We start from the raw sequence: 12,663 nt of genomic DNA, 5'->3' as shown, positions 1-12,663 counted from the left end.
CCAGCACTGCGGCAGAATCTATTCTCAAAATACACAGACTTAACACGGCCTACTGTAACAAATCACCTGCCGTGGCGCCCCGGAAGCGGACCGCAAGCAAACCCACACTGTCAGCAGGGTTATACATTACTTGCGAAAACGGCCAAGTTTTAGCCCCGCTATCATGTATGCTATGTTGAGTTCCCGCGCGCAGGATGTGGCCGGGAAACCGTGTAACCGGTTGCCAGTGGAATCAGGATAGGGATATCACGTATGCACCCGAGTCAGTCAGAGCTGCTGCAACTCAAGAACCTTGGTCTCGCCTCCGTCAATATTCTCCACTCGGTAGGCATCCGCTCCCGCGATGACCTGTACCGGGTTGGCCCTGTCGACGCCTTCATCAGTATCCGCAGCCGCGGTATCAATGCCTCCCGTGTCCTTCTGTACGCCCTCCAGGGCGCCCTGCTGGATGTGCACTGGAACGATCTGGACCCGGACCTCAAGGCGCGCCTGGTCGACGAGGCCGATCGCCACCTGTCCGCCATGGAAAAGCCCAGCATGGAACGCCCGGCCATGGAGCGGCGCTAGCCGGAAAACCCCTCCAGCCTTTCGCGCAGACTTGCCCTGGGGACTTGAAACCTGTCCCGGCGGACCTATCTACACTGTCTGATAAGACACCTAACGGAGAGTGCAGATGCTGCGCATTGGCCTGTTTCTATTAACCAACCTGGCGGTCTTGGTCCTGGTTGGTATTGTGTTCAACCTGCTGGGGATTCCCGGCATCCTTGCGGAAAACGGCGTCGACCTGAACCTGCCCGCGCTGCTGCTGATGTGCGCCATCTTTGGCTTCGGCGGCTCGCTGATTTCCCTGCTGATGTCCAAGACCATCGCCCGCATGAGCACCCGCACGCAGGTGATTACCCAGCCCCAGAACGCGGACGAAAAGTGGCTGGTGGACACCGTGCGCGAGCTGTCGGAAAAAGCCGGCATCGGCATGCCCGATGTGGGTATTTTCCCCATGCCGCAGGCCAACGCCTTCGCCACCGGCTGGAACCGCAACAGCGCCCTGGTTTCCGTCAGTGCCGGCCTGCTGCAACGCTTCCCCCGGGAAGAGGCGCGGGCGGTGATCGGCCACGAGATCGGCCACGTGGCCAACGGTGACATGGTCACTCTGGCGCTGATTCAGGGCGTGCTCAACACCTTCGTCATGTTCTTTGCGCGCCTGGTGGGCTTCTTCGTCGACCGGGTGCTGCTGAAAAACGAGCAGGGGCTCGGCATTGGCTACTTCATTACTTCCATCGTCATGGACATGATCTTTGGCGTGCTGGCGATGATGGTGGTGGCCTGGTTCAGCCGCCGGCGGGAGTTCCGCGCCGACGCCGCTGGCGCGCATCTCGCCAGCCGTGAAGGCATGGCCGCAGCGCTGGCGCGGATCAAAGCGGAATCCGAGGTGGGTCGCGAAGAGCCGCTGCCCAGCAACATGAAGGCCTTTGGCATCTATGGCAACATGGGCGCACTGCTGGCCAGCCATCCGCCGCTGGAAGACCGCATCCTCGCGCTGCAGAATCTTCGCGGCTGACCTTCGCGGCTTATCCCCGCGGCTACCCCAGTCGCAGCCCACCGGCTGCGACCCGGACACCGGTGCGGGCCCCGCCCGCCCGGGCGTCACAGGCCGGCAGCGGGCGCCTGCGCCCGCGCAATCAGTCCCGCAAGCTGACCGGTTCCATGATGAATCAATACAAGATCCCGCTACCCCATTACCCCGCCGCCATCCTGATACTGCTGCTGGCGCTTGCGGCCAGAGCTCACGCCACCGCATTGCCGGACTTCTCCACCGACGATGAGCGCAACACCATTCAGGTATTCAACTTCGCCAGCCCCTCGGTGGTGTATGTCACCAATGAAACCCTGGTGCGCGATCGCTGGAGCCTGCGGGTGCAAAGTGTGCCTCGCGGCGCCGGCAGCGGCTTCATCTGGGACGACAAGGGGCATGTGGTCACAAACTTTCATGTGATCGAAGGGGCGCGCAAGGTCACGATCACCCTGCAGGATCGCAGCGAGTGGCCGGCTCTGCTGGTGGGTACCGCGCCGGAAAAGGACCTCGCGGTTCTGCGTATCGACGCGCCGCGGGAACTGCTCAAGCCACTGGTCACAGGCTCTTCCCGCAATCTGGCGGTGGGGCGCAAGGTACTCGCCATTGGCAACCCCTTTGGCCTCGACACCACCCTCACCACCGGAGTGGTCAGCGCGCTGGGGCGCGAGATCGAGGCCGCCAATAACCGCACCATCCGCAACGTCATCCAGACCGACGCCGCCATCAATCCGGGCAACTCCGGCGGCCCACTGCTGGACAGCCGCGGGCGGCTGATCGGCGTCAACACCGCCATCTACAGCCCCAGTGGCGCCAGTGTCGGTATCGGCTTCGCCATTCCGGTGGATACGGTGAAGAAGATCGTGCCGGAACTGATCGCCCATGGCCGCCTGGTGCGGCCGGTGCTCGGCATCGAGTCGGCGCCGGATCAGTGGGCCAGCCATTACGGCTTCGAGGGTGTCGCGGTGCTGCGCACCGCGCCGGGCATGCCGGCGGAACAGGCCGGGCTGCGGGGCATTCACCGCGCGCCCAATGGCGGCTGGCAGCTGGGGGATGTGATTGTCGGCATCGACCGCCAGGCCGTGCGCAACCATGACGACCTGCTCAACGCGCTGGAAAACCATCGCGCGGGGGACGAGGTCAGCCTCAGCTTTGTGCGCGACGGGCAAACCCGGGAGACTTCCATTACACTCGCCGCCCCAAAATAAAAGCGCGCCGCGAATAGGCAAATGCGGCGCCCCGTGACAACGATTGCCGAGCAAATACCGCCATGCAAAAGTATTTTCTTTGCCGATATGACGAACTGGCCGAGGGGCAGTCCAGGGGCTTCTGCCTCGGCGACACCGCGGCGGGCAGCGACAATGTATTCGCGGTGATGAAAGACGGCGAGGTCTACGCCTACAAGAACTCCTGCCCGCACCGCGGGATCAACCTGGACTGGCAGGAGAATCAATTCCTCGACCCGGATGGCGCCCTGATCCAGTGCGCCTCCCACGGCGCGCTGTTCCTGATCGAATCCGGTGAGTGCATTGCCGGACCCTGCGCCGGCGATGCACTGACTCCGGTGCCCATCGAACACAGCCCTGAGGGCCTGTACGTGCTGCTGGCCGAATAACGACCGCAGCGGCGGATTCAGGAACCGCTGCGAAACGGCAGCGCCCGCTGCAGACGGATTTCGCCCGCGCTGATGGCGGCACGGTACGCCAGCACCTCAACCCCCGCCGCCAGCGCGCTGTCCAGCGCCATGGCATAGGCCGGATCGATTTCGCGGGCCGCCTCCACGGTCTCGATTGCCGAGTGCTGCACGCAATAAAACAGCACGGCGCGCACGCCGCTCTCGGCCAGCTTCTGCAGCTCCCGCAAGTGCTTGGCGCCCCGGGTGCTGACTGCATCCGGGAACAGTCCCCGCCCGCCCTCTGCAAGCGTGACGTTTTTGACTTCCACGTAGCAGTCGCCGGGCGCGCCACTTAACAGCAGGTCGATACGGCTGTTCTCCTCGCCATAGCGCACTTCCCGCCGCACGGTTTCATAGCCCTGCAGCTCGGTAACGATGCCGCCGGCGATGGCCTCCTCTACCAGGGCATTGGCGCGGCCGGTATTCACGCCGGCCAGGGCAGATTCAGGGGTGGTGGTCACCTCCAGGGTATGGCGGTATTTTCTTTTCGGGTTCCCCGAGTCCGAGTACCAGCAGGGTGTGGATTCCGCCCAGCAATTCTTCATGGAACCGGTATTGGGGCAGTGAATGGTGATTAACTGGCCGTCCGCAGTTTCAATATCGGCAAGAAACCTTTTGTACCGGCGCAGCAGGATGCCCTGCTGCAGTGGAGGATTAAACTTCACGGAGCCACCTTTGCGGATAATTGGAGCGCCAGAACATACCAGACAACATTTTGTGGCGCGAACTGCAGAGATTTGGTAGGTTCCTTGCTCCCGACTGCCAGGGGGTTTTGCGTCGGGAAAGGAATTGCCTGCCGCGCCGACCGGGCCAGCGCCGGTCATAAAGTGCGTCGCACCGGAGAAATCCGGTCTAGGCTAGTGTGCTGAACAACATGGTTTGCACGGCACACGTTGATTTTGGTGGTAGCGGCCCCATATTGCGGGGCCCAATAAGTAAAGAGAGGCAACGACTATGCCGAAAACTGCTGCGAGCACCGAATCTCTGCACGGCTTGGAGCCCTACAAGGAGACGAAGGGCGAAGAGTACATGAATGAGAAGCAGCAGGAGCACTTCCGCAAGCTGCTGCTGGCCTGGAAAGGCGAGCTGATGGCGGAAGTGGACCGCACCGTTTCCCATATGAAGGACGAGGCAGCCAACTTCCCCGATCCGGCGGACCGCGCCAGCCAGGAAGAGGAGTTCAGCCTGGAACTGCGTACCCGCGACCGCGAGCGCAAGCTGATCAAGAAGATCGACGCCACTCTCGAACTGATCGACCAAGACGATTACGGCTACTGCGAAGCTTGTGGTGTCGAAATCGGTATTCGCCGCCTGGAAGCGCGCCCCACCGCCACTTTGTGCGTGGACTGCAAGACCCTGGCGGAAATCAAGGAAAAGCAGATCTCCGGCTAATCCCGCAGGGAGTCGAAGGCAGCGGGCGATGGTAATGAGAAAGTCGCCCGCTGCGACTCCCCGGTGCGATCCCCCGTATCGCCCATGACCCCGCACAACCCCACTACCTACATCGGCAGATTCGCCCCCTCCCCAACCGGACCACTGCACTTCGGCTCACTCGTGTGCGCGCTCGGCAGCTATCTCGATGCCGTCGCCCATGGCGGACACTGGCTGGTGCGCATGGAAGACCTGGACCCGCCGCGAGAAGAGCCCGGCGCGGCCGCTCGCATTGTCAAAACCCTCGAACTGCACGGCCTGCACCCCCACAGCCCGGTGGTCTGGCAAAGCCGCCGACACGACCTGTATGAAAAGACCCTGAGCGCACTCGCGGCACGGGAGCTGCTGTTCCCCTGCCAGTGCTCGCGGGCGCAGATTCGCCAGCAGGGTGGCCACGACAGCGCCACCTGTGCCGGCGCCACAGGGAAAAAACTCGATAGGCACAAAGCCAGCGCACTGCGCCTGCGCTGTGCCGGCGGGGAAGAGACCTTCGACGATATCTGGCAGGGCAGGCAGCGACAACAGATCCGCGAAGACACCATCCTCAAGCGCCGCGACGGCCTCTACGCTTACCAGCTGGCGGTGGTGGTGGACGATATCGACCAGGGTATCACCCATGTGGTTCGCGGTGCCGACCTGCTCTCGACCACCGGCGCCCAGCAGCGCCTGTTCCGCCTGCTCGGCGCAGAGCCACCGATCTTCGGGCACCTGCCGCTGGTGATGGGCCCCGCCGGGCAGAAACTCAGCAAGCAGAACCACGCTCCGGCCATCGACGACCGGCGGCCGGCGGAGAACCTGTGCCGCGCGCTGGGTTTTCTCGGCTACCACCCGCCAGCGGCGCTTGCCGGCGAGTCCCCCGCCGCCATCCTGCACTGGGCCGTCGCCCGCTGGCAGCGCCGGCAGGTGGATCGGCGTGACCGGCAATTGCAGTGATCCGGCCCGGCCGTTAACATCTCGGCGCCGGAGACCACCGTCGACTGGCGCGACCTTCACCTCGATCTGTTTCGCCAGCGCCCTTCTGCGCGGCGCATTCCGACCGGGCCGCGAGTGACCCTATGAGCAACCGCACCCTTCTGATTCTGCTGGTACTGGTGGGCTATGTGTTCTCCCCCACGGTTTTCACCTGGATGATCAATCCGGCCGGGGCCTGGTATCGGCCTTTTATCCTCTGGCTGGTGCTGATCCTGTTGGCGGTCGTTGTGCAGATGCGGCGGAAGAACGATGAGCTTTGAGATCGCCCATATCGCCCTGATCGGCGTCGCCTATATCGCCGCCCTGTTCTTCGTCGCCTTTGCCACTTCCAAGGGCTGGCTGCCGTCCCGCTGGGTGCGACACCCGCTGGTGTTCGTGCTGTCGCTGGGGGTTTCCCTGTCCGCCTGGACTTTTTACGGCATCGTCGACCTGGCCTGGCAGTATGGTTATGGCGTACTGGCCTATTACCTGGGCACCGGGGCCATGTTCCTGTTCGCCCCGGTGGCACTGGAGCCGCTGGCGCGACTGGCGCAGCGCTACCAGCTGAAATCACCCGCGGACCTGCTGGTGTTCCGCTATCACAGCCGTCAGGCCGGCGCCCTCGCCACCCTGTTTATGCTGCTCGGCTTGCTGCCGCTGATCGCCCTGCAGATACAGGCCGTAGCGGAAACCCTGGCGCTGCTGTCCCGCGACAGCGTCGCCGCGCTCGGCCTGCCCGAGGCCGGCATCAACAGCAAAAACCTGATCGCCTTCTTTTACTGCGTGCTGCTGGCGGTATTCACCAGCATGTACGGCGCGACCCGCAAGCGCCAGGCGGGACTGGCCAGCGCCATGGCCCTGGAATCGGTGGTTAAGCTGGTGGCTCTGCTGGCGGTGGGCGGCTATGCGATTTACGGGGTGTTTGGCGGCTTCGACGGTCTCGACCAGTGGCTGGGCGAAAACCCCGAGATGCAGCAGCTGCTGTACGCTCCGATCCAGCAGGGCTCTTCACACACGCTGCTGCTGGTATTTATCGCCACCGCGGTGGCGATGCCGCATATTTTCTACCTGAGCATCGCCGACCAGCCCGCGTCCAGCAATCTGCGGGTCGCCAGCTGGGGGTTTCCCCTGTTCCTGCTGCTGATGGCGCTACCCATCTTCCCGATCATGTGGGCCGGCTTTGCGCTGGATGTGGCCGAGCCGGTGCAGTATTTTGCCCTGGCCGTGCCCCGCGCCAGCGGTTCCGCGCTGCTCACCACCATCGCCTTTGTCGGCGGCCTGTCCGCCGCTACCGGCGCACTGGTGATGATCACCCTGGCGCTGTCCACCATGGTGATGAACCACTGGCTGCTGCCCGGCACCCGCTTTCACTCGGAAGACAATATGTACCGGCAGCTGGTGTGGCTGCGCCGCGCATTGGTTGCGGCCCTGTTTATTGCCGGCTTCGCTTTTTACCTGCTGCTCAACAACCGTCTTTCCCTGTCCGACCTGGCGCTGCTGACGTTTATCGCCTCCCTGCAGTTCCTGCCCGGCATCTTCGCCGTTATCCACTGGCCGCAGGGCAACCAGCGCGGATTTATTGCCGGGCTGGTGGCCGGCATGCTGGTCTGGGCGGCCGGCCTGCTGCTGCCATCCATTTTTGGCTGGAGCGGAGTCAGCCTGCCCGGTACCAGCCTGCAGATACCGCTGGGAATGACCATCTGGACCCAGGTCACCACCCTGTCGCTCGCGGTCAATATCCTGCTATTCGTCGCCATATCCCTCTCCAGCAAGGCCAGCAGTCTCGAACAGTACGCGGCCGACCTCTGCAGCGACGACAGCCTCAGCCAGGCTTTGCGCCTGCAACTGGATGTCACCTCGGCGGCGGACTTCCGCCTGCGCCTGGCGGAAAGCCTCGGTGCGACCACCGCCAATCAGGAAGTGAGCCGGGCTCTGCGCCAGCTGAATCTGCCCGCGGACGAGCGGCGCCCGCTGGCCCTGCGGCGGCTGCGGGACAAGCTGGAGGCCAACCTGTCGGGGCTGCTCGGGCGCGTGCTGGCAGGCCAGATCATCGACCGCCACTTCCCCTTCAAGGACAGCGGCCAGCCGGCGCACAAGGATATCCACCTGATCGAGTCGCGCCTCAGCCGCTATAAGAACCAGCTCACCGGTCTGGCGGCGGAACTGAACAACCTGCGCCTCTACCACCGGCAGATGCTCGAAGAGCTGCCGATGGCCGCCTGCTCCCTCGGCCGCGACGGGGAAATCCTGCTGTGGAACTACGCCATGCAGGACCTCACCGACATCGCCGCCAGCGAGGTGATCGGCTCCAAGCTCGACTACCTGTCGGAACCCTGGCGCGGACTGCTGACGGAATTTGCCAACACCGAGGAAGACAGCCTGTTCAAACGTCAGGTGAACCTGGAAGGCGACAGCCACTGGCTGAACCTGCACAAGACGCGCATGAAGAGCACCCGCAGCGGTCTTGACCGGGGGCAGCGCGGCGATGGGCAGATGCTGCTGATCGAGGACATCACCGAGACCCAGATTCTCGAACAGGAGCTGATTCACAGCGAGCGCCTCGCTTCCGTCGGGCGGCTGGCAGCGGGGGTCGCACACGAGGTGGGCAACCCGGTCACCGGCATCGCCTGCCTGGCGCAGAACCTGCATTTTGAGTCCGACTCCGCCGAGGTGCATGAAACCGCAGACCAGATACTCAGCCAGACCCAGCGCATCAGTCGCATCGTGCACTCGCTGGTGAACTTCTCCCACAGCGGCAGCCAGGACAGCGAAAAAGCCCCGGTGGACCTGCACTCCTGTGTCGAGGAGGCGGTACAGCTGCTGTCCCTGCAGCGGGACAAGACCCAGGTCACCTTCACCAACGCCGTCCCGGCAGAGCTGATCGCCCCGGGAGACAGCCAGCGCCTGATCCAGGTGTTCATCAATCTGCTCAGCAACGCCCGCGATGCCAGCCCCGACGGCGGCGACATCCGCATCGAAGGCTACCGGCACGCCGGCTGTGCCTGTGTCGCGGTGACCGACGACGGCCCGGGCATACCGCCTAAAGACCGCGAGCGCATCCTCGAACCCTTTTTCACCACCAAGGAGCCCGGCGAGGGCACCGGCCTGGGTCTCGCCATGGTGTACAGCATTGTGGAAGAGCATGACGGCCAGTTGGAGCTGGTGAGCCCGGCCAACCCCGCGACCGGCCGCGGTGCCAGGTTCGTGGTGCAACTGCCACTGGGATTGGATTAGACAGCCGCCAAATGCGGACTTGCGAGAGTTTCGGTGACACTGGGCAGGCTTTGCCGCCAGCCTGACGGGTTGCATCGAAACGCCCAGCAGGTAAAACTAGGCGCTCGTTGAGCGTTTTGTAACCAGGCGTAACACATGAGCCACATCCTGATCGTCGAAGATGAAGCCATTATCCGCACAGCGCTGCGCAAGCTGCTCGAGCGGCACCGCTACCGGGTCAGCGAGGCTGGCTCTGTGCGCGAGGCGACCAGTAAATATCGCCTCAGCGAAGTCGACCTGATCATCTCCGACCTGCGCCTCCCCGGCGCGCCGGGCACCGACCTGCTGAAGCTGGCGGGAGACGTACCGGTATTGATCATGACCAGTTATGCCAGTCTGCGCTCGGCGGTGGACTCCATGCGCATGGGCGCCGCCGACTATATCGCCAAGCCGTTCGATCACGACGAGATGATCGCCACGGTGCGCCGTGTGATCGGCAAAGCCGAACAGAGCCGCGCGCAGGCACCCAGCCCGCGCAACCGCGGCAAGGCCATTACCGGCATGATAGGCAACAGCCCGGTCATGCAGGACCTGTTCGCCCGTATCAACAAAGTCGCCCCCACCGATGCCACAGTGCTGGTCCATGGCGAGACCGGCACCGGGAAAGAGCTGGTGGCCCGCGCCATACACGAGCAGAGCCGCCGCAACGGCAAACCGCTGATCTCGGTCAACTGCGCCGCCATTCCCGAAACCCTGATTGAAGCCGAACTGTTCGGACACGAAAAAGGCGCCTTCACCGGCGCCCAGACCGCCCGCGAAGGACTGGTCGCCGCCGCCGATGGCGGCACCTTGTTTCTCGATGAAATCGGCGAGCTGCCACTGGAAGCGCAGGCGCGCCTTCTCCGGGTACTGCAGGAAGGCGAAGTGCGCCCTATTGGGGCGGTGGAATCACGCAAGGTGGATGTGCGCCTGGTGGCGGCGACCCACCGCAACCTGCGCCAACTGGCCAGCGAGCACAAGTTTCGCGAGGACCTCTACTACCGCATCAATGTGGTGCAGATGACGCTGCCACCGCTGCGCGAACGCGGCAAGGACGTGCTGTCCATCGCCGAAAACCTGCTGGAAAAATTCTGTGCCCGCGTGGAGCGCCCGACCCTGAAGCTGTCGCCGGAAGCCATCCAGGCGGTGACCACCTATACCTGGCCCGGCAACGTGCGCGAACTGGAAAATGCCATCCAACGGGCGGTCATTCTCACCGAAGATGACTGCACCGAGATCGACCACGACACCCTGGATATCGATCTGGACCTGGTACCCATAGACGACAGCGAACCCCAGCGGCGCCCGCGCAGCCTGCACACCGACCCCGGTGAAGACCTCTCGCTGGAAGACTATTTCGCCCGCTTCGTGCTGGAGCACCAGGAAACCATGAGCGAGACCGAGCTGGCCAAGAAACTCGGTGTCAGCCGCAAATGCCTGTGGGAGCGCCGGCAGAAACTGGGCATTCCACGCAAGAAGAAGGGCCGCTCCGCAGCCGAGGCCTGACCTTGCGGCCATCAGCAATCACTGCTGGCGGCCGCCTCTCCTGGCAACACTCTTATTTTTCCCTGCCCACCTTGCTGCCGGCTGCCAGCAGCTGCCTCTTGCCCCCGAAAAGGGGTCCGCTCCAAGGCAGGGGCCTACTTAAGCAGAACAAGAACTTATAGAGAGTGAGCGCCCATAGCAGATGGCAAAAGAGAGCCTCGTTCAGCGAAAGCACGCCAACTTGCCCACATTGCCCGCCTTAACTGCCTTAACTGCCCAGACCTATCCACCCCTATGCACTCTCTGTTTGCGCCTGTTACCGCTTGTTACCTCCTGTCACCTGCCGAAGAGCAGCCAAAGTGTTACCCGAGGCTCTCCGCGAGTAACAACTAGCGCGCTATCCGTAACGCACAGGCCCCGCCGTTTGACGCCTTACAATTCTTGACTTTTATAACCGCTTGTTTTTAAAGGATTTTTAAAAGTTGGCACGCTAAGTGCTTTATCTCTAGTGCAAACAAGAAGAACAGCCAAGAATAAAAATAAATGGCAACCTAAGCCCTAATAACATTTAACAATAAGCGGGCGAATCACAATAAAAATAAAAATGACGGCGTGATCGAGAATAAAAGCAAACAGGGATCACGCCGAGAAAACCAATAACAATAAAAAATAACAATAAGAGCAAGAAGACAACAAGAACAACAAGCGCGTTACAAACTGACTGTTTTATACCTGGGAGAGGGTGTTTGCTCGAAGCAAATTGAGAGCGCAAGGAAGCCGCTGACTTCGTACAAATAACAATAATTCCCTCCCTTTCCTCTTTCTTTTCCTCTCGCCCCCCCTGATCGCTGTCTAAATCTGACTCCTTTCACAGCTGTGGTAGAATCCGCCCCTTACTGGGAACTCTACAATACCTCCCGCTGGCAGCAGCCAACACAGACAGCCGTATGCTTAACTCCCTGATCAGTACCATCAAACGCTGGCGCAAGCCGGCAGAAACCAACGGCCCAACCATTGTGCCGCGCGGTGACCACAACATATCCCGCAAGGAAATCAGCCGCGCCGCCCTCACGGTGATGAAGCGGCTGCAGGATGCGGGCTTCCAGGCCTATATCGTCGGCGGCGGTGTCCGCGACCTGATGCTCGGTGGGCACCCGAAAGACTTCGATGTCGCCACGGATGCCACCCCAGAAGAGGCCAAACAGCTCTTCCGCGGCGCCCGCATCGTCGGCCGCCGCTTCCGCATCCTCCACGCCCGCATCGGCCGGGAGATCATCGAAGTCACCACTTTTCGCGGACACCACAGTGATGGCGAAGAGCACGAGGCGCAGCAGTCCGAGCATGGCATGCTGCTGCGGGACAACGTCTATGGCGACCTGGCCAGTGACGCCGCCAGACGCGACTTCACTGTCAATGCCCTCTACTACACCACCAAAGGCTTCGAGGTTCACGACTACACCGGCGGGGTGCGGGATATCCGCGAGCGCCTGATCCGCATGATCGGCGACCCGGCCACCCGCTACAAAGAAGACCCGGTGCGCATGCTCAGGGCCGTGCGGTTTGCCGCCAAACTGGACTTCCAGATTGAAAAGAACACCGCCCAGCCGCTGCGGGAACTGGCCCCGCTGCTTCGCAACATCGCCCCGGCGCGGCTGTTCGACGAGATACTCAAACTGCTGATGTCCGGGTATGGCGAGCGCACCTTCGAGCTGCTCCGCCAGTACCACCTGTGGGAGCACCTGTTTCCAGACAATGCCGCAACCCTTGAGGCCCCGGCATCTGTTGAACTGACGCGGCTCGCCTTGCGTAATACCGATCTGCGTATCCGCGAAGACAAGCGCGTCACCCCCGCCTTCCTGTACGGAGCACTGCTGTGGCCCGCAGTGCGCGCAGAGCAGCAGGCACTGCAGGACAAGGGCATGCCGCCGGTACCCGCGCTGGCCCAGGCCGCCCAGAAGGTGGTGGGCGCGCAGCTTGCGCATACGGCCATTCCCAAGCGCTTCTCCATCCCCATGAGAGAAATCTGGGATCTGCAACTGCGGCTCCCGCAGCGCAGCGGCAACCGCGCGCAGCGCCTGAGCGAGCACCCCCGCTTCCGGGCCGCCTACGACTTCCTGCTGCTGCGCGAAGCCAGCGGTGAAGTGGAGCCGGGCCTGGGGCAGTGGTGGACCGATTTCCAGGAGGCCGACGAAGATGGCCGCGCGGAAATGGCGCGCAAGGTGCAGCGCAGTGGCGGCGGAAGACGCGGTCGCAGCTCGCGCGGGCGCCGGCGCCGTGGCCCCAAGCCGGAGTAACACGC

At 62.9% G+C, this 12,663-nt stretch carries 11 protein-coding genes; 10 read left to right on the top strand and 1 reads right to left on the bottom strand.

From position 1 onward, the window contains the following. The first annotated feature begins 252 nt into the window (after positions 1–252). From ABEA58_RS06500 to ABEA58_RS06485, 4 genes are all read left to right on the top strand, one after another. Complete coding sequence (locus tag ABEA58_RS06500; RefSeq protein ID WP_345549918.1) at positions 253–567, top strand: TfoX/Sxy family protein; 315 nt, start codon at positions 253–255, stop codon at positions 565–567. Positions 568–673: 106 nt separating this feature from the next. Next, positions 674–1,558, top strand: a complete 885-nt coding sequence (gene htpX, locus ABEA58_RS06495) for a protease HtpX (protein ID WP_345549916.1) — start codon at positions 674–676, stop codon at positions 1,556–1,558. Positions 1,559–1,707: 149 nt separating this feature from the next. After that, positions 1,708–2,778, top strand: coding sequence for a S1C family serine protease (locus ABEA58_RS06490; protein WP_425563520.1), 1,071 nt, complete (start codon positions 1,708–1,710; stop codon positions 2,776–2,778). Between the two features lie 62 nt (positions 2,779–2,840). Next, the gene (locus tag ABEA58_RS06485; RefSeq protein ID WP_345549913.1) at positions 2,841–3,185 is read left to right on the top strand and encodes a Rieske (2Fe-2S) protein; all 345 of its coding nucleotides are present in this window, start codon (positions 2,841–2,843) and stop codon (positions 3,183–3,185) included. Positions 3,186–3,202: 17 nt separating this feature from the next. Here ABEA58_RS06485 and sfsA read toward each other — a convergent pair whose 3' ends face one another. Next, positions 3,203–3,910, bottom strand: a complete 708-nt coding sequence (gene sfsA, locus ABEA58_RS06480) for a DNA/RNA nuclease SfsA (RefSeq protein WP_345549911.1) — start codon at positions 3,908–3,910, stop codon at positions 3,203–3,205. 289 nt (positions 3,911–4,199) lie between these two features. On the opposite strand from sfsA, the gene dksA reads away from it, so the two are divergent. The 6 genes from dksA to pcnB all read left to right on the top strand — a co-directional run bounded on the left by dksA (position 4,200) and on the right by pcnB (position 12,658). Further along, entirely contained in the window at positions 4,200–4,637 is a 438-nt protein-coding gene (gene dksA, locus ABEA58_RS06475) for an RNA polymerase-binding protein DksA (RefSeq protein WP_345549909.1), read from the top strand. A gap of 84 nt (positions 4,638–4,721) precedes the next feature. Continuing rightward, complete coding sequence (gluQRS, locus tag ABEA58_RS06470) at positions 4,722–5,609, top strand: tRNA glutamyl-Q(34) synthetase GluQRS (RefSeq protein ID WP_345549907.1); 888 nt, start codon at positions 4,722–4,724, stop codon at positions 5,607–5,609. Between the two features lie 122 nt (positions 5,610–5,731). Continuing rightward, positions 5,732–5,908 (top strand): hypothetical protein, encoded by a 177-nt coding sequence (locus ABEA58_RS06465; RefSeq protein ID WP_345549905.1) that lies wholly within the window; start codon positions 5,732–5,734, stop codon positions 5,906–5,908. Continuing rightward, positions 5,898–8,861, top strand: coding sequence for an ATP-binding protein (locus tag ABEA58_RS06460; protein WP_345549904.1), 2,964 nt, complete (start codon positions 5,898–5,900; stop codon positions 8,859–8,861). The genes ABEA58_RS06465 and ABEA58_RS06460 overlap by 11 nt, the downstream gene beginning before the upstream one ends. Positions 8,862–8,996: 135 nt before the next feature. Then, a complete protein-coding gene (locus tag ABEA58_RS06455; protein ID WP_345549902.1) occupies positions 8,997–10,385 on the top strand; it encodes a sigma-54-dependent transcriptional regulator in 1,389 nt (462 codons plus the stop codon). 926 nt (positions 10,386–11,311) lie between these two features. Beyond that, positions 11,312–12,658, top strand: a complete 1,347-nt coding sequence (gene pcnB / locus ABEA58_RS06450; RefSeq protein WP_345549900.1) for a polynucleotide adenylyltransferase PcnB — start codon at positions 11,312–11,314, stop codon at positions 12,656–12,658. Positions 12,659–12,663 lie beyond the last annotated feature (5 nt).

This window comes from Microbulbifer aestuariivivens (assembly GCF_039545115.1).
GTDB classification, from domain to species: domain Bacteria; phylum Pseudomonadota; class Gammaproteobacteria; order Pseudomonadales; family Cellvibrionaceae; genus Microbulbifer; species Microbulbifer aestuariivivens.
The sequence above is the reverse complement of the archived record's forward strand: the minus strand, read 5'-3'. Positions and strand labels throughout refer to the sequence as shown.